Below are 17,020 nucleotides of genomic sequence, written 5' to 3' on the forward strand. Positions count from 1 at the left end.
GCGGGCGTCGCGGCGACAACCGGGGATCAACTCCGGGCGCTTTTAATCACACAGGGAGGAGATATCGTGCTCAAGACCTACGCATATCCGAAATACCAGTTCCGCCTGCCCACCGGGGCCGGCGGCGACACCGTTCCGCGCTACCCGGTGGTGGTGGTGGGGGCTGGCCCGGTGGGCATGGCCGCCGCCATCGATTTGGCCCAACAGGGCGTGCCGGTGGTGATCTTGGATGACGACGACACCGTTTCGGTCGGCTCTCGCGGGGTGTGTTACGCCAAGCGGGCGCTGGAGGTGCTTGACCGCCTGGGCGTCGGCGATCCGGTGGTCGATAAAGGGGTGAGCTGGAATGTCGGCCGCACCTTCTTCCGCGAGGAAGAGGTCTATAACTTCAATCTCAAGCCCAATGCCGACCAGAAGCGGCCGGGCATGATCAATCTTCAACAGTATTATCTGGAAGAGTACGAAATCAATCGCCTGGCCCAGTTCGACAGCGTCGAGCTGTGCTGGAAGAACAAGGTGGTCGGGGTCGAGCCGCAAGACGACAAGGTGACCGTCAAGGTGCAAACCCCCGACGGTTTCTACACCCTGGAAACCGATTGGCTGATCGTCGCCGATGGCGCCCGCTCGCCCATCCGTTCCATGCTCAACCTGGATATCGACGGCAAGATCTTCATGGACCGTTTTCTTATCGCCGATGTGGTGATGGAAGCGGAATTCCCGCCCGAGCGCTGGTTCTGGTTCGATCCGCCGTTCCATCCGGGGCAATCGGTGCTGTTGCATCGCCAATCCGATAATTGCTGGCGCATTGATTTCCAGTTGGGCTGGCAAGCGGACCCGGAAGAGGAAAAGAAGCCGGAAAAGGTTATCCCGCGGATCAAGGCGATGCTGGGCGACGACCGTCCGTTCGAACTGGAATGGGTCAGTGTCTATACCTTCCAGTGTCGGCGGATGACTGATTTCCGGCATGGCCGTGTGTTCTTTGCCGGCGATTGCGCCCATCAGGTGTCGCCGTTCGGCGCCCGTGGGGCCAATTCCGGCATTCAGGACACCGATAATCTGGTGTGGAAGCTAAAGCTGGTGATGGACGGCAAGGCGCCGCCAAGCCTGCTCGACACCTATAGCCGCGAACGCACCTGGGGCGCCGACGAGAACCTGATGAATTCGACCCGATCGACCGATTTCATCACGCCGAAATCCAAGACCTCGCTGACCTTCCGCAACGCCACCTTGGGTCTGGCGCGCAAGCATCCGTTCGCCCGCGCCCTGGTCAATTCCGGCCGTCTGTCGGTGCCGTGTTTCTATACCGACTCACGCCTGAACACCGCCGATACCGATGCCTTCGGCGGCGATATGGTTCCCGGTGCGGCCATGGATGACGCTTCGATCCGGGTTAACGGCGAGGACGGCTGGCTGCTCGATCATGTCGGCAACCAGTTCATCGCCTTGGTCTATGCCCCCCAAGCGGCCTTGGCTGGCGCCGACGCCCTGCTGTCGGACCCCATCGGCGTGACCACCATCGCCGTGGTTCCGGCCGGCGGCAAGGCTTTGCCTGGGATGATGGCTTTCGAAGACGTCAACGGCACCTTCGCCAAGGCCTATGACGCCACGCCGGGCAGCGTGCATCTGCTGCGTCCGGATCAACACGTTACCGCCCGTTGGCGCACATTCGATGCGGCGGCCATCCGCGCTGCCGTCGCCCGCGCCACCTGCAATTCCTGAGCGGGAGAAAACAGATGTCGCTCATCACCACCGCCAATTTCTACCAAACGGGCAAGCGCTATTTCCGCGATTTCAGCCCTAACGACGATTTCTATGAAATGCTGATCGAAACTCATCGCGATCTGACCGACGAACAAAGCGCGTTGGTCAATGCCAAGCTGATCTTGCTGTTGGCCAATCACATCGGTGACATGGATGTGCTGGCCGAGGCGATGAAAGCCGCGCGCGAGGATGTGTAACCCGTGAGCTTCACCGTCACCTCGGTCTCGGCGAGGTGACGGTGTCGCCCAAGTGTATAAGGATGACCTAGGCATGAAGCTCGCAACCCTGAAGGCCGGCGGCCGCGATGGTACCCTGGTGGTGGTCAGCCGCGATCTGTCGCGCTGTGTCGCCGTCCCCAGCATCGCCGGCACCTTGCAAGCGGCGCTGGACGATTGGGAACGGTTGGCGCCGAAGCTGGATGCGGTTTCCGTCGGGCTCAATGCCGGGCATCTGGCCGACGCCTTTGCCTTTGACCCGGCCGCCTGTGCTTCGCCCTTGCCGCGGGCCTATCAATGGGCCGATGGCTCGGCCTATATCAATCACGTCGAACTGGTGCGCAAGGCCCGTGGCGCGACGCTGCCGCCGGAATTTCACACCGATCCGCTGATGTATCAGGGCGGCTCGGATTGCTTTGTCGGGCCGTGCGACGACATTATCGCCGTGACCGAGGATTGGGGTATTGATCTGGAAGCGGAAGTGGCGGTGATCACCGGCGACGTGCCCATGGCCGCGTCGTTGGAATGCTGCGCCGGGGCCATCCGCCTGATCATGCTGGTCAACGACGTCTCGTTGCGCAATCTGATCCCGGCGGAACTGGCCAAGGGGTTTGGCTTTTTGCAGTCCAAGCCGGCTTCGGCGTTTTCCCCCGTCGCCGTCACCCCGGATGAATTGGGCGATGCCTGGGCCGATGGCAAGGTGCATCTGCCGTTGGTGGTGGCCATCAACGACACGGCGTTCGGCTGCCCTAATGCCGGCGTCGACATGACTTTCAACTTTCCGCAGCTGGTCGCCCATGTGGCGAAAACCCGCGCATTGGCGGCGGGCTCTATCATCGGCTCGGGCACGGTGTCCAACAAGCAAGGCGATTTGTGGGGGTCGTCCATCGACAATGGCGGCGTCGGTTATTGCTGTCTGGCCGAACTGCGCATGTACGAAACCATCGAAGGCGGAGCGGCCAAAACCGGATTCTTGAAGTTCGGGGATCGGGTTCGCATCCACATGGCCGACGGGCAGGGGCGCAGCATTTTCGGCGCCATCGACCAGACCGTCTCTCGCTTGCCATGAAGCTTTATACCTATTTCCGTTCCTCCACCGCCTATCGGGTGCGTATCGCCTTGAACCTTAAGGGGTTGGAATACGAGGCGGTGCCCATCCATCTGGTGCGCGGCGGGGGCGAACAAAAATCCTCGGCCTACCAGGCGATTAATCCGCAAGCCTTGGTGCCGGCCCTTGACGTCGATGGTCAGGTGCTGACCCAGTCGTTGGCGATCATGGAATATCTGGAGGAGACCCACCCCGAACCGGCCCTGTTGCCGGCGGATGCGCTGGGGCGCGCCCGTGTGCGCGCCATCGCCCTGGCCATTGCCTGCGAAATCCACCCCATCAATAATCTTCGGGTCCTGCATTATTTGGCGGGGACATTAGCCCTGGATCAGCGGCAAAAGGATGCGTGGTACCGCCATTGGGTCGAAAGCGGTTTGCTGGCGGTGGAGGCCATGCTCGCCGGGCGATCCGAGACCGGCGTGTTTTGCCATGGCGACAATCCCGGCTTGGCCGATTGCTGTCTGCTGCCGCAGGTCTTTAATGCCCAGCGCTTCAAATGCGATTTGGCGGCAATGCCGACCATTCGCCGCATCGCCGCCAATTGTCAGGAATTGCCGGCTTTCGCCAAGGCGGCACCCGAGGCGCAGCCGGATTTCGAATAGATTGGCGCAGCCGGATGATGGCGTTCAGGCGACCTGCTGGACCAATTCGGGCCGGGCGGGGGATTGGGTTTCCATGTGGACATGGAAGCAGCGTTGACACCACAACACCGGAGTCAGCTTGCGGTCACGGCTGACCCGATGGCGGGTGCGCTGGTCGCAGGCCGGGCAATGGTGAAATTCGTCGTTGGTTTCGGTCATGGTCACGTCCTTGTCAGGTCGCGCACCCTATACTAAAAGCCATATATGTAAAGATTGTTTGTGAGGTATCGCAAACGGTGGATTCAGGCCACCTGTTGGGCGGGAATCTCGGCCGGGGTGGGCGCGGTGGTTTCCATATGAACATGGAAGCAGCGCTGACACCACAGTACCGGGGCCAGTTTGCGGTCACGGCTGACCCGGTGGCGGGTGCGGTGGTCGCAGGCGGGGCAATGGTGGAATTCGTCGTGTTGTTCGGTCATGGCGGTCCCTTTGTCGCGGGACAGATACTCATAAAGCCATGGCAAGGCAAGGGAAGGTAATATGACATCCCCCCGGACCGATGTCCGGGGGGATGGGCAGGTTACTTCGCCGGCTTCTTCGGCATGCTTTTTTCGTCGAAAAGGACGAAGGAACTGAATGAGATCCCACCCGAGGCGAGGTCGAGCAGTTCGTCGGGCAGTTCCGAGGCGTCAAGGGCGGCGGGCAGGACGATGACCGCTTCACCCGGCTGTTCCTCGATCACGGTGATCTTCAGGGCGGGAACCGGATCGGTGCCGAGCAATTGCTTCAGCGCCGCATGCGGATTGTCCTTGAGCAAGGTGCGGAAGGTTGCGTCGGATTGCGCCCGCTCGGTCAGCAGCTTCTCGGCGTGACGGCGAACTTCGGCCAAGGGGTTTTCAGTCGTCATCGAGTTCATGTCTCCAGTTTAAAGATGCCGAGCCCATCGGGTATTGACCCTATTCCCAGCAATTCATTCCCTTCGCCACCGTATTTGTATTTTTTGATTTGGCGACAACTTTGATGTCAACATCAACGGACATTGATAGGTGGCGCCAGTCTCTTCCCCCTTGAACCGATGATTGTTAACAATGGTCGCTCTTGCCGCGACACAAGGGGCTTATCCATGGGATTAAGGGTCAGCGAAGCCACCCGCGATCAGGCCGCCGCCTTGGCCGGATTGACCTGGGGCGCTTATGCTCCGCTGCTGTCTTGGTCCGAGGACGAAAAACGGCGTTCGCGCGCCGTCAGCCTCGCCGTCTGGGCCGGCACTGTTCCGGTGGGACTGAGCGTCAGCGTGAAAGGGGCGGGGGGTGGCCAAAACCTGTTGTCGCTGACGGTGGCGCCGGCGTGGCGGCGCCGTGGTGTCGGCCGGCTGATGCTGCGCGCCACCACCGAAACGCTGATCCGACGGGGTGGGGTGACGGCGCTGGAAGCCTGTTTTTCCGATCGTCTGCCCGGCTTTGACGGCTTTACCGCCTTATTGGCGGCGGAAGGCTGGCAAACCCCGGAACCGACCAGCCATCGCATTTGCGGCCCGGTGCGCGAGACCTTTTCCGTTTTCCGTCATCGTGCCGGCATCATCGAACGGCTGAACCGCGAGGGCTTTCGCATTCTGACCTGGGCCGAGGCGGGGATGGCGGCCTTGGCCAAGGTGGCCGAATTGGAAGCGACGGGGGAAGCGCCGGCCTGGGCCAGTCCTCGGCATTGGCTGGAAAAATTGCACCCCGAGGCGTCCATGGTGCTGGTCGATGCCGATGGGGACGTGCGCGGCTGGGTGGTTTGTCAGCACCAAGCGGCGATGAACCGCTGGTATTTTCCGGTCGGCTGGGTGCGCCAGCCCCAGGCAAGCCGGGGCTGGTTGCTCGGCGCTTATGCCGAAGGGGCGCGCCGTCTGGGGGAACGCCATGGCCAAGACACCCGGGTGGTGGTGGAAAGCGGCGCCGGCCAACCCGACATGGTGCGGGTGCTGGAACGCCATTTCCGCCCCCATGCCGATTGGGCCGACCGGCTGATGGTGTCGTGGCGGAAGCTAGGCTAGGCTTTTCCGCCCAGGCGGGCGCGCAGGCGCTCGAACCACAAATACAGCACCGGGGTGATATAAAGGGTCAGCGCTTGGCTGACCACCAGACCGCCGACCACCGCAAGACCCAGCGGTTGCCGCAATTCGGCGGCGGCGCCGTGGCCCAGCGCAATGGGCAGCGTCCCCATGATGGCGGCCATGGTCGTCATCATAATCGGCCTAAAGCGCAGCAAACAGGCTTGGCGGATGGCTTCGTGCGCCGGCAGGCCCTGGTGGCGCTGCGCCTCAAGGGCGAAGTCGATCATCATGATGGCGTTTTTCTTGACGATGCCGATCAGCATCAAGATGCCGATCATGGCGATCACCGACAATTCCTGGCGGAACAGCATCAGGGTGGCCAAGGCGCCCACCGCCGCTGACGGCAGGCCGGACAAGATGGTCACCGGGTGAATCAGGCTTTCGTACAACACCCCCAAGATGACGTAGATGACCACCACGGCGGCCAGCAGCAAGATGCCCTGGTTGCCCAGCGATTGCTGGAACACCTTGGCGGTGCCGGCGAAGCTGGAGGTGATGCCGGCCGGCATGCCCATTTCCGTCTGGATCGCCTTGATGCGGTCGGCGGCCTGGCCCAGCGCCACCCCCGGCGCCAGATTAAAGGCGATGGTGACGGCGGGAAGCTGGCTTTGGTGGTTGATGGTCAGCGGCCCGACGGTGCGGCCGATTTCCGCCACCGCGTCCAACGGCACCAGCGGCCCTTCGGTCGAGCGCACCTTGAGCTTGGCCAAAGCCGACAGATCGGCCTGGAAACGCGGGTCCATCTCCAAGATCACCGCGTAATCGGCGATGGTGGCGTAGATGGTGGAAATCTCGCGCGAGCCATAGGCGGAATACAGGGCGCTGCGCACGTCTTCCAGGCGCACGCCCAGGGCGGCGGCCTTGTCGCGGTTGACCGCCACCAGGGCTTGCGGGCTTTTGACCTGCAAATCGCTGGTGACGTCCTGGACGCTGGGTTCCGTCGCCATGCGGGTGGTCAGCTGGTCGGCAAAGGCATAAAGCTCGGCCTGATTGATGCCCTCAAGCGTGTATTGATATTGGCTTTTCGACGACCGTCCGCCCAGGTTCAGGGTCTGGATCGGGGTGATGAAGACGTTGATGCCAGGGCGTCCGCCGGTCTTTTTGCGTAATTGCTGGATCACCTGCTCGACCGGCGGGCGTTGGTCGCGGCCGACCAGATTGATGAACATGCGCCCCGAATTGGCGGCATTGGACAGGCCAGACACCCCAACCGCCGAGGTGACGGTGGCGATATAGGGATCGGCCTGGACGATGGCGGCAACCCGCTGATGCTCCTCGGCCATGGCGGCAAAGGAAATATCTTGGGCCGCTTCGGTCTGCAAGAAGATCTGGCCGGTATCCTCGGTCGGGAAAAAGCCCTTGGGCACTTCGCGGAACAGCCACACCGTGGCCAGCACGGTGACGATGCCCAGGGCCAGCATGGACAGGCCATGGGCCAGCACCCAATCCAAGCTGCGCTGATAGAATGCCTGCACGGCGTTAAAGCCGTGTTCCAGCGCTTTTTCCAACCGGCCGGCCTGGCTGTCGTGTTCCGGGCGCAGCCAACGGGCGCACATCACCGGGGTAAGCGTCAGCGACACCAGGCCGGAAATGCCGATGGCCAGGGTCACCACCACGGCGAATTCATGGAACATGCGGCCGATGACCCCGCCCATTAGCAAGATGGGGATGAACACGGCGACCAGCGACACGGTGATGGAGATGATGGTGAAGCCGATTTCGCGCGCGCCCTTGATGGCGGCGTCGAATGGCTTCATCCCCTCGTCGACGTGGCGTTGGATGTTTTCCAGCATGACGATGGCGTCATCGACCACCAGCCCCACCGACAAGGTCAGGCCCAACAGCGAAATGTTGTCGAGGGAAAAGCCCAACAGCGACATCGCCCCCAAGGTGGCGATCAGCGACACCGGCATGGCGATGGCCGGAATGAGCGTGGCCGAGAGGCGGCGCAGGAACAGGAAAATGACCAGGACCACCAGGGCGATGGTGATGGCGAAGGTGAATTGAACATCGACGATGGCGTCGCGGATCGAGCGCGAGCGGTCGTTCATCACCTGGACATCGACGGTGGGCGGCAGACTATCCTTGATGGTCGGCATCAGGGCGCGGACATCATCGACCACCTGAACGGTGTTGGCCTCGGGTTGGCGTTGGACCGCCAAGACGATGGCGCGGGTGCCGTTGAACCAACTGGCGGTGCGGTTGTTTTCCACCGAATCAAGGATGGTGGCGACATCGCGCAGCCGCACAGGGGCGCCGTCGCGCCAGGCCACCACCAATTGGGCAAAGGCGGCGGCATCGGGCAATTGGGCGTTGGATTGCAGGGTCAGTTGCTGCTTGGGGCCGTTCAGCACCCCCAGCGGCGAGTTGGAATTGGCCGCCTTGATCGCCGCGCTCAGTTCATCGACGCCGATATTGCGCGATGCCAGGGCGTCCGGGTTCATTTGGACGCGCACGGCGAATTTCTGGCTGCCATAGACCAGCACCTGGGCGACGCCGGACAGACGCGACAGGCGCGGCAGCAAGATGGTCTGGGCGTAATCGTCCAAGGTGGCCAGCGGCGTGGTCGGCGATGACAGGGCCAGCAGCACCACCGGCGAATCCGATGGGTTGACCTTGCGGAAGGACGGCGGGGTGGTCATTTCCTCGGGCAGCCGGCGTTGGGCTCGGGTAATCGCCGCCTGCACATCTTGGGCGGCGCCGTCGATAGCGCGATCAAGCACGAATTGCAGGGTGATCGAGGTGGTGCCCTGGCCAGAGGCCGAGGTGATGGTCTCCAGCCCGGCGATGGTGGAAAATTCCCGTTCCAGCGGCGCCGCCACCGACGACGCCATGGTGTCGGGGCTGGCCCCAGGCAGCGACGCGCTGACGCTGATGGTGGGGAAATCGACGTTGGGCAACGACGCCACCGGCAATTGCCGCCAGCCGACCAGACCGCCGAACACCAGCACCAGGGTCAGCAGTAAGGTGGCGATGGGGCGACGGATGAAGACTTCGGAGAAGTTCACGGCTTCACCGCCTGCGGGGCGCGTTCGCTGACCGTCAGGCCGGGGGCAACGCGCATCTGGCCCTGGACCACCACCTTGGCGCCAGGGGTCAGTCCCTGGGTGATGACGGCGATGCCATCCACCACCCGATCCACCCGCACGGCTTGAATATCGGCCTTGGATTGATCGTCGACAGTGAAGACGAAGGTGCCGTTCTGGCCGCTCTGCACCGCCTCGGCCGGGATGGTTAGGGCCTGGGTTTCGGTGCCCAGCGTCAAGGTGACGTTGACGAATTGCCCCGGCCACAGCCGGGTGTCGTCATTGGCGAAATTGGCCTTCAGGCCAATGGTGCCGGTGGTGGTGTCGATGGCCGAATCGATGAAGCTGAGATACCCCACCGCGCGCAAATCCGGGTCGGCGGTCGAGGTGACCACCGCTTCCAGCGGGGCGGCGGCCATGGCGGCGCGGATGCGAGGCAGATGGCTTTCCGCCACGGAAAAGGCGACGTTGATCGGCCGCATCTGGGTGATGGTGACCATGGCCTGGCTGTCGCCGGGCTTGGCCAGCGAGCCGAGCTTGGCGTTGATGGTGCCGGTCCGGCCCGGAACCAGCGCCTTGATGGTGGAATAGCCCATGGTCAGCCGGGCATTGTCGATGGCCGCCTGATCGGCGCGCACCGCCGCTTCGGCCTGGATCGCCTCGGCCTGGGTCTGTTCAACCTTTTGCCGGGTGGCCGAGCCGACCTTGAGCAGGTCTTGATAGCGGACCAGATCGGCGCGGGCCCGGTCAAGCTGTGCCCGGTCGCGGGCCAGATTGGCCTCGGCCTGACGCTTATTGGCCTCGGCGGTGCGGGCGTCCAAGGTAAACAAGGTGTCGCCCTGGGCCACTTCCTGACCCTCGCTGATATGAACTTGCAAGACTTCGCCCTCGGCCCTCGGGCGCACCGGCACCACCGCCAGCGCCTGCACGTTGCCGACCGCTTCGACCCGGATGGGAATGGGGCGTTGGCTGGCCTGGGCGGTGATCACCGGGACGGCCTTGGCTTCGGTCGGCGGCGGCGGCGGCTTCGCCGCGGACAAATACCAGCCGGCGCCGACAAGGGCGAGCAAGGCAGCGACGATGAGGGCGGTGCGTGATGTCTTCATGGCTTCATCTTGCAGGTAAGCGGGCCGCCGTCAACGGGAGTTGGGTAACGGAGGGTAACGGTCAATCATGTCAAAAATGCTGCAACGCAACATTCTTGTTGAATTCTTGTGGGAAACCGTTATGGTGCCTGTATGTTGCATTGCAGCAGCACGTTTCAACCGACCTGCGACACCACAAGACTCGAGGAAGCCATCATGCCGACCGCCAATTTCGAACAGATCGCCGCCGCCACCAAGGCCAGCACCGAAGCCCTGACCAAGAGCGGCAGCGCCGCCATCGCCGGTTATCAGGAATTGGCCAAGGCTTATCAGGCTCTGGCCACCAAGAACGCCGAGAAGCTGACCGCTTCCATGCAGGCTTTGGCCAGCGTCAAGAACCCGGCTGAATTCATCGAATTGCAGCAGAAGCTGGTCAAGGAAGGCGTCGAAGCCGCCGTCGCCGACAGCCGCAACATCGCCGAGCTGACCCAGTCGGTGTTCACCCAGGCTTTCGAGCCGGTGAAGGTCCAGGTCGAAGCTCTGCAAAAGTCCGTGACCAAGTAATCCTACTTCTGGTCTCGACGACGAAAAGACCGCGCCTTGGGTTTCCAAGGCGCGGTTTTCGTTTGAAGACGACGGATATCGGCGATTTGCCTTATGCCCGGGCGAAGATGCCGTTGCGCGATTGATGGCTGATCGGTCCCATTTGGATCAGCTTCAGCCCGGCGCGGCCAAGGATCGCGACGATGGTGGCGTTGCGGGGGGTGTCCTCGGCATCCATCTCCACCAGCAAGGACTGGAAGGACGGAGCCGCCAGGGTGGCCAGCGCCCCTTCCAGGATATCGGGCTCGATGCCATCGACATCCAGCTTGATATGGGTGGGGGCGGGGGCGCCGGAACTGCGGATGAAATCATCGACGGTGACGCACAGCACCGATTGGCGGAACGGCGCTTCGGCCCCGACCGAATGCATCACGCTGCCGGGATTGGTCGAGGCCATGGCCAGATAGTCGATGCCGTTCTTGCCGGCCACTGCCAGCGGCAGCGCCGAAATGTGGTCATCAAGGCGGTTGATGCGGACATTCTCGGACAAGGCGGCAAAGGAAGCCGGCGCCGGTTCGAATGCCCAGACCGTGGCGCCGCGCCGCGCCGCGTAGAGCGCATAGGCGCCGACATTGGCGCCGATATCCCACAGGACCGAATCGGCTGAAAGCTGGTCCAGCCACGTGATGGTGTCGGGTTCGCGCGTCAGCAGGCTGGACGGATAGTCCAGCGCCTGCGGATGGGTGCTGAGAAAATGGACCGGCCCGGCATTGGTCTGAACGCTATGGCGGCGCTGTAACAGGTTGGAAACCCGCAGCAAAGTGTTGGCTTGGCGCATGGGACGCTGCCAGCACGTCAGGGCGCTCGCCAGTCCAGCGATAGCTTTGGCGAAAGTCTTGCTCATTGATCCCCTCGGGGCTTGGCGGAAAAACGCTCCCCGCATTACGCGCCGGGGATGTCTTTTGCTTTGATCGTGTCCGGAGCAGTTCATAGCGAATGGGCGGGGATGGCACAATCAGAACTTCGGCCTCGGCCGGTTCACGCTTCCCGTCCCTTGGTTTTAGCCCTTGGGCCGCTTCCTGGTTCTGCCGATCATTGTGGCCTCATGAGACGGGGGGCGGGCGAAGCAAGCTGTGCACGCAATTTGTGCAAAATATGACGGTTTCGGCCATGTTTAAACCGCTTGCATGGGCGTCATGCAGGCAGTACGGTCTTGGCTAACATTTGGTGGGGTAAAGGAAACCGTAAGGTGACCTTAATTAAGCAGGTGATCGCCAAGTTCTTGTCGGTGGTATTTACCGGCATGTCTTTGGTCGAGATCGTAGACATTCTAATTCCAACTCGGCAATCGGCTTTCGTGCAACGGCGACGTGCGCTGCTGATCTTGTCCCGCGTTCGTCTGGTGGCGTTTACCTTCGCCATTTTGACGCCGCTGTGGATTCCGGTCGATCTGTACATCTTCGACACGGCGCTGGGCATGTATCTGGCGGCGCTTCGGGTGCTGGCGTCCATTGCCTTTGTGCTGTTGGGCCTGTCCTATCGCGGCGCCGATTCCATCAGCGTTGCCCGCTGGGGCTTGGTCTGGCTGCTGTCGATTCCGACGGTGTTCTTCCTGATCAGCCATCCGCTGTTGGCGCAATTCGCCATCACCGATCCGGCCCAGCAGGTGATCGCCGCCGGCTATGCTTTCTTGCCTTTCGTCATGGTTGCCGGGTTGTCGGTGTTCCCCATTACCGCCCTGGAAGGGGCGTTATTGTCGGCGCCGTTGCTGCTGGCTTATCTGCTGACCGGCATTTTGGGGTATCAATTGCTGCCCTTCGCCTCGCATTTGGGGGCGCAATGGCTGCTGCTGCTGCTGGCGGTGGTTTCGACCTTGGCCGGCATGAGCCAATTGCATTTCATGAGCCAATTGGTCGATCAATCATCCCATGATGGCCTGACGCGGGCTTATAATCGTCGGGTGGGCGAGGAAATCGTCGCCCAGCAATTCCTGTCGGCATTGCGTTCGTCCGGGCCGCTGTCGCTGGCCTTTGTCGATCTGGATAATTTCAAATCCATCAACGACCGCTATGGCCACGAAGAAGGTGACAACACCCTGCGCAACGCATCGGCGGCCCTGCGCAAGGTGTTGCGGCGCGGTGACGTTTTGGTGCGCTGGGGCGGCGAGGAATTTTTGGCGCTGATGCCCAACACCGATGAAGAGGGGGCCGGCATCGCCTTGGCCCGCCTGCGCGAGGCCGGGTTGGGGCTGCGCCCCGACGGCAAGCCGGTGACCGCCTCCATTGGCGTTGCCGAACGTCTGGCCGATCAGGCCGTGCAATGGTCGGAACTGGTGGAAAAGGCCGATCAGCGCATGTACATGGCCAAGCAAAGCGGCAAGGACAAGGTTATCGGCATCGACAACAAAGTGTTGGCGGAAAGCCGTCTGAGCGCCTGAGATTCAAGCCGCCGCCTGATTGAGAGCGCCGACCACCTGGGCGATGTCGGCGGCCAGGGCGTGGCGGCTGGGGCTTCCCGGCCGGACCACCAGCGAAAACCAGACCGGCGACAACAGCGGCAGGCTCAAGGCCTTGGCGTCGAGCACGGCGAGGTCCGCCGTCAGGGCGGTTTGACCCAGCGGCGCCAGCGCCATGCCGCAGGCCACCGCCGCTTGAATGCTGGCGAGACTGGGGCTGACATAGGCGATGCGCCAATTGCGTTCCAGTCGGTCGAGCCGTTCGATAACCTGGCGACGGAACAGGCAGCCGTGGGGGAAAAGCGCCAAGGGCAGCGGTTCCAGTCGCGGCAAGGCTTCCGCGGCTGAACCGACCCAGGACACATTTTCCGGCCACACCCCATCCGCGCCGGCCATGGGGCGATCGCCCTTGAACAAGGCGACATCCAGTTCGCCCTGGTCGAAATCGTCGCGCAACTTGACCGACAAATCGGCGCGGATATCCAGCCGAACCTGCGGATTGGCCCGTGAAAAGGCGGCCAGCACCTTGGGCAGGTGACGGCCGGCAAAGTCTTCGGAGATTCCCAAGCGAATGATTTCACCGGTTTCGCGCCGCACCAACATGGCGCGGGCTTCATCATCCAACGCCAGCATGCGGCGGGCATAGCCCAGCAACACTTCTCCCGCCTCGGTCACCTGGATGCGGCGGCCCCGCCGGCAGAGGAGCGGCTGGCCGATCTGATCTTCCAGCCGCTTGATCTGTTGGCTGATGGTTGATTGGGTCCGGTGCAACCGTTCACCGGCGCGGGTGAAGCCACCGCTATCGACAATGCCGATGAAAGTGCGCAGTAATTCCAGGTCAAGGCTGTGAGTCTGCATGAAACTATCATTCACAAAACGGATTGATATCATTCTATCATCTAATTTCTAAATGTCATCGCCGGCGGTTAAGCTGCTTGTAAGCACATACCGAAAGGGGAACCGTCATGCTTGCCGCCCTGCGCCCGACCAATCCATTGCCCTGGCTGATCACGCTGTTTTGCCTGATCTGGTCGTCGGTGTTTGCTGTTGCCCGTTTGGGTTTGGCCCATTGTCCGCCGCTGACATTGTTGTCCATCCGCTTTGCCCTGGCGGCGGTGGTGACCTTGGGATTGGCTTTGGCCTTGGGCGAAAGATTGCCGCGGGGACGGGCGCTGCTGGCCTTGGCGCTGATCGGTATCGCCAATCACGCCATCTATCTGGGCCTGTCCTATCTGGGGATGCGCCATGTTCCGGCCGGGCTGACCGCCATCATCGTCAGCGCCAACCCGGTGCTGACGGCCTTTCTGGCGGCCATGGCGCTGAGCGAGCGATTGAACGGGCGCAAGCTGGCCGGGCTGGCCTTGGGGGTGGTCGGCGTTGTCTTCATCTTGCGCCACCGCATCGTTGCCGGCACTGATTCCGCCGTGGACATGCTGTGGCCGTTGGGGGCGCTGGTGGCGTTATCGGCTGGCGCCATCTTGTTCAAGCGCATTGGCCTGAACAGTGGCGGCGGCTTTGGCGGCCTGACCGTGCAACTGAGCGCCGCCGCCTTGTTCCTGGCCTTTCCCGCCTGGGCGCTGGAAGGCGGTCTGGGCGCGGTGCAGGCCGTGCCCGAATTTTGGTTCTCGCTGGCTTATCAGGTGATCTTGGCTTCGGTCATCGCCTATGCCATCTGGTTCCACCTGTTGCGGGTCAGCACCGCCACTGCCGCCAGCGCCTGGCATTTCCTGATCCCACCCTTGGGGGTGCTGTTCGGCTGGCTGATCATGGACGAGACGGTGATGTGGGCCGATTTCGCCGGCATCGTCCCGGTGGCGGCGGGAATTTGGCTGGTGACCCGCGCGCCGGAGCGGCGATAAGACGGGAAGGCGGTCATCGATATGGGTTTGTCAGGCGGGGGATTATGGGTGTATAGCTGACCTATATAACGGTGCTGTCCGGAGCGTTTTATCCGATGTTCACCCTGACGTCGCTTGAACAAGAAGCCCTGTATTTATCCCTGTTGGTCTCGGGCTGGGCGGTGGTTGGTTCGCTGCCGGTGGGCATCGCCTGTGCCTGGTTGCTGGCGCGGCGGGAATTTCCCGGCAAGGCGCTGGTTGATGGTCTTATCCACTTGCCGTTGGTGCTGCCGCCGGTGGTGGTCGGCTATTTCCTGCTGGTGTTGCTGGGCCGGCGCGGCGTGGTCGGTGGCGCTTTGTACGATTGGTTCGGCATCACCATCGCTTTTACCTGGAAGGGGGCGGCCATCGCTTCGGCGGTGATCGCCTTTCCGCTGATGGTCCGGGCCATCCGGCTGTCGCTGGAAGGGGTTGACCGTGGTCTGGAACAGGCGGCCCGCACTTTGGGGTGCGGTCCGGTGGCCACCTTCTTTTCGGTCACCCTGCCGCTGGTCATGCCTGGCATCCTGACCGGGGTAATCCTGGCCTTTGCCCGTTCGCTGTCGGAATTCGGCGCCACCATCACCTTCGTCTCCAACATTCCCGGCGAAACCCGCACCCTGCCCATCGCTCTTTACGCCCTGACCCAGGTTCCCGGTGGCGACGAGGCGGCGTTGCGGCTGTGCATCATTTCGGTGGTGGTGGCCTTTGCCGCCCTGCTGGCGGCGGAAATATTGTCGCGCCGGGTCCAGGCCCGGTTGAAGGGGTAGGGCCATGCTCGAGCTTGCCGTCACGCGTCGCCAGGGGACTTTTCAGGTTCAGGTGGAATTGAATACGGGGACCGGGGTAACCGCCCTGTTCGGACCATCGGGATCGGGCAAGACCTCGGTCATCAACATGGTTGCCGGGTTGTCGCGTCCCGATTGCGGCCGCATCGTCGTCGATGACAAGGTGTTGTTCGATTCGACCATCGGCATCGACGTCGCCCCAGAACATCGCCGGTTGGGCTATGTCTTCCAAGACGGCCGGCTGTTTCCGCATCTGTCGGTACGTTCGAACCTGAATTTCGGCCTGAACCGGCTGTCGGCAAGTGAACGGCGGGTGGATTTCGACGCCGTCATTGAGGTGTTGGGGATCGGCCATTTGCTTGACCGCCGTCCGGCCTTGCTGTCGGGGGGGGAAAAGCAACGGGTCGCCATCGGCCGCGCCTTGCTGGCCAGCCCGCGCATTTTGTTGATGGACGAGCCGTTGGCGGCGTTGGATTCCAATCGTAAGGCCGAGGTTCTGCCTTTTATCGGCGCCCTGTCCAAGCGCTTCGCCATTCCGATCTTGTACGTCAGTCATTCCATGGACGAGGTCCTGAGTCTGGCCGACACCCTGGTGCTGATGGATCAGGGGCGGGCGGCGGCGGCGGGGCCGACCGAAGAGGTGTTGTCGCGGCTTGAATTGCGGGCATTGACCGGACGCTGGGAGGCCGGCTCGGTTATCCGCGCCGTGGTCCAGGGCCACGACACGGAAACCGGGATGACCCGGCTCAGCTTTGCCGGCGGGACATTGGCCATGGCCCGCAACCATCTGCCGCCAGGGGCGTCGGTTCGCCTGCGCATTCATGCCAGCGACATCGCCATCGCCCTGGATCGTCCCGGCCGAGTGTCGGTGCGCAACATCTTGCCGGCTCGCGTGCGCTCGGTGTCGGCGGCCGAGGGACATATGGTCGACGTGGTTCTCGATTGCGGCGGCACCGACCTGTGGGCGCAGATTTCCGGCTGTGCCCAGGCCGACCTGGCCTTGCAGCCGGGGATGGAGGTGCACGCCATGATCAAGGCCCTGACCATCGCACGCGGCGATGTGGCGGAGAAAGGAGACGCTGCATGAAAGTTGCTGTCGCCACCCAGGATTTAACCCATGTGGATGCGCACCTGGGCTGGGCGCGGCATCTGCTTTTGTTCGATGTCTCGGCCGAGGGCTATCGCTATCTGGGAACCCGCGCGTTCCGCCATGGCTTAGCCGAGGATGGCGACCACGACAAACTGTCGGCGCGCCTGCGGGCCTTGCGGGGGTGTTCGTTGGTTTTCATCGCCGATGTCGGGCCGGAAGGCGAGGCCGGATTGGCCCGCGCCCGCGTCGTGCCCATGCGCGCCTATGCCGGCCAACCCATCGTCAACGCCTTGGATGCCTTGCGTGATGGCCTGCGCCGCAATCCGCGCGGCTGGCTGCGACGGGAACAGCAACGCGACCGTCGCGGCGCATGATGACGTTATCCGCCGACCG

Annotated in this window: 18 protein-coding genes; 11 read left to right on the top strand and 7 right to left on the bottom strand. The window is 62.7% G+C overall.

Annotated features, from left to right (window positions below; genetic code table 11):
- The first annotated feature begins 66 nt into the window (after positions 1–66).
- The 4 genes from KEC16_RS00790 (at position 67) to maiA (ending at position 3,686) form a co-directional block, all read left to right on the top strand.
- On the top strand, positions 67–1,719 hold the full coding sequence (locus KEC16_RS00790) for an FAD-dependent oxidoreductase (protein ID WP_346343987.1): 1,653 nt from the start codon (positions 67–69) through the stop codon (positions 1,717–1,719).
- A gap of 14 nt (positions 1,720–1,733) precedes the next feature.
- Positions 1,734–1,958 carry a DUF2783 domain-containing protein gene (locus KEC16_RS00795; protein WP_211545758.1) on the top strand — a complete coding sequence of 75 codons (225 nt, stop codon included), beginning with the start codon at positions 1,734–1,736 and terminating at the stop codon, positions 1,956–1,958.
- A gap of 73 nt (positions 1,959–2,031) precedes the next feature.
- Entirely contained in the window at positions 2,032–3,045 is a 1,014-nt protein-coding gene (locus tag KEC16_RS00800; RefSeq protein ID WP_211545759.1) for a fumarylacetoacetate hydrolase family protein, read from the top strand.
- On the top strand, positions 3,042–3,686 hold the full coding sequence (gene maiA, locus KEC16_RS00805; RefSeq protein WP_211545760.1) for a maleylacetoacetate isomerase: 645 nt from the start codon (positions 3,042–3,044) through the stop codon (positions 3,684–3,686). Before KEC16_RS00800 ends, maiA begins: the two co-directional genes overlap by 4 nt.
- Positions 3,687–3,710: 24 nt before the next feature.
- Here maiA and KEC16_RS00810 read toward each other — a convergent pair whose 3' ends face one another.
- The 3 genes from KEC16_RS00810 to KEC16_RS00820 form a co-directional block, all read right to left on the bottom strand.
- Complete coding sequence (locus KEC16_RS00810; protein ID WP_211545761.1) at positions 3,711–3,884, bottom strand: hypothetical protein; 174 nt, start codon at positions 3,882–3,884, stop codon at positions 3,711–3,713.
- A gap of 83 nt (positions 3,885–3,967) precedes the next feature.
- Positions 3,968–4,144, bottom strand: coding sequence for a hypothetical protein (locus KEC16_RS00815; RefSeq protein WP_211545762.1), 177 nt, complete (start codon positions 4,142–4,144; stop codon positions 3,968–3,970).
- Positions 4,145–4,245: 101 nt separating this feature from the next.
- Positions 4,246–4,572, bottom strand: coding sequence for an NHLP leader peptide family natural product precursor (locus KEC16_RS00820; protein WP_249208611.1), 327 nt, complete (start codon positions 4,570–4,572; stop codon positions 4,246–4,248).
- Between the two features lie 216 nt (positions 4,573–4,788).
- On the opposite strand from KEC16_RS00820, the gene KEC16_RS00825 reads away from it, so the two are divergent.
- The gene (locus KEC16_RS00825) at positions 4,789–5,703 is read left to right on the top strand and encodes a hypothetical protein (RefSeq protein ID WP_211545764.1); all 915 of its coding nucleotides are present in this window, start codon (positions 4,789–4,791) and stop codon (positions 5,701–5,703) included.
- On the opposite strand, the gene KEC16_RS00830 is transcribed toward KEC16_RS00825, so the two are convergent.
- On the bottom strand, positions 5,700–8,771 hold the full coding sequence (locus KEC16_RS00830; RefSeq protein WP_211545765.1) for an efflux RND transporter permease subunit: 3,072 nt from the start codon (positions 8,769–8,771) through the stop codon (positions 5,700–5,702). The genes KEC16_RS00825 and KEC16_RS00830 overlap by 4 nt on opposite strands.
- Positions 8,768–9,895, bottom strand: a complete 1,128-nt coding sequence (locus tag KEC16_RS00835) for an efflux RND transporter periplasmic adaptor subunit (protein WP_211545766.1) — start codon at positions 9,893–9,895, stop codon at positions 8,768–8,770. Before KEC16_RS00835 ends, KEC16_RS00830 begins: the two co-directional genes overlap by 4 nt.
- A gap of 195 nt (positions 9,896–10,090) precedes the next feature.
- Between KEC16_RS00835 and KEC16_RS00840 the strand changes: the two genes are divergently transcribed.
- Complete coding sequence (locus tag KEC16_RS00840) at positions 10,091–10,438, top strand: phasin family protein (RefSeq protein WP_211545767.1); 348 nt, start codon at positions 10,091–10,093, stop codon at positions 10,436–10,438.
- 91 nt (positions 10,439–10,529) lie between these two features.
- Here KEC16_RS00840 and KEC16_RS00845 read toward each other — a convergent pair whose 3' ends face one another.
- Positions 10,530–11,321, bottom strand: coding sequence for an FkbM family methyltransferase (locus KEC16_RS00845; RefSeq protein ID WP_211545768.1), 792 nt, complete (start codon positions 11,319–11,321; stop codon positions 10,530–10,532).
- A gap of 399 nt (positions 11,322–11,720) precedes the next feature.
- Here KEC16_RS00845 and KEC16_RS00850 point away from each other — a divergent pair, with 399 nt between their 5' ends.
- Positions 11,721–12,854 carry a GGDEF domain-containing protein gene (locus KEC16_RS00850; RefSeq protein WP_211546314.1) on the top strand — a complete coding sequence of 378 codons (1,134 nt, stop codon included), beginning with the start codon at positions 11,721–11,723 and terminating at the stop codon, positions 12,852–12,854.
- 3 nt (positions 12,855–12,857) lie between these two features.
- Here the strand turns inward: KEC16_RS00850 and KEC16_RS00855 are convergent, their stop codons facing one another.
- Entirely contained in the window at positions 12,858–13,730 is an 873-nt protein-coding gene (locus tag KEC16_RS00855; protein ID WP_211545769.1) for a LysR substrate-binding domain-containing protein, read from the bottom strand.
- Positions 13,731–13,837: 107 nt separating this feature from the next.
- Between KEC16_RS00855 and KEC16_RS00860 the strand changes: the two genes are divergently transcribed.
- The 4 genes from KEC16_RS00860 to KEC16_RS00875 all read left to right on the top strand — a co-directional run bounded on the left by KEC16_RS00860 (position 13,838) and on the right by KEC16_RS00875 (position 17,001).
- On the top strand, positions 13,838–14,731 hold the full coding sequence (locus tag KEC16_RS00860) for a DMT family transporter (protein ID WP_211545770.1): 894 nt from the start codon (positions 13,838–13,840) through the stop codon (positions 14,729–14,731).
- Between the two features lie 95 nt (positions 14,732–14,826).
- A complete protein-coding gene (modB, locus tag KEC16_RS00865; protein WP_211545771.1) occupies positions 14,827–15,519 on the top strand; it encodes a molybdate ABC transporter permease subunit in 693 nt (230 codons plus the stop codon).
- A gap of 4 nt (positions 15,520–15,523) precedes the next feature.
- A complete protein-coding gene (gene modC, locus KEC16_RS00870; protein ID WP_211545772.1) occupies positions 15,524–16,624 on the top strand; it encodes a molybdenum ABC transporter ATP-binding protein in 1,101 nt (366 codons plus the stop codon).
- The gene (locus KEC16_RS00875) at positions 16,621–17,001 is read left to right on the top strand and encodes a NifB/NifX family molybdenum-iron cluster-binding protein (RefSeq protein ID WP_211545773.1); all 381 of its coding nucleotides are present in this window, start codon (positions 16,621–16,623) and stop codon (positions 16,999–17,001) included. The genes modC and KEC16_RS00875 overlap by 4 nt, the downstream gene beginning before the upstream one ends.
- Positions 17,002–17,020: the final 19 nt, after the last annotated feature.

The organism is Magnetospirillum sulfuroxidans, assembly GCF_018224925.1.
Classification (GTDB): domain Bacteria; phylum Pseudomonadota; class Alphaproteobacteria; order Rhodospirillales; family Magnetospirillaceae; genus Magnetospirillum; species Magnetospirillum sulfuroxidans.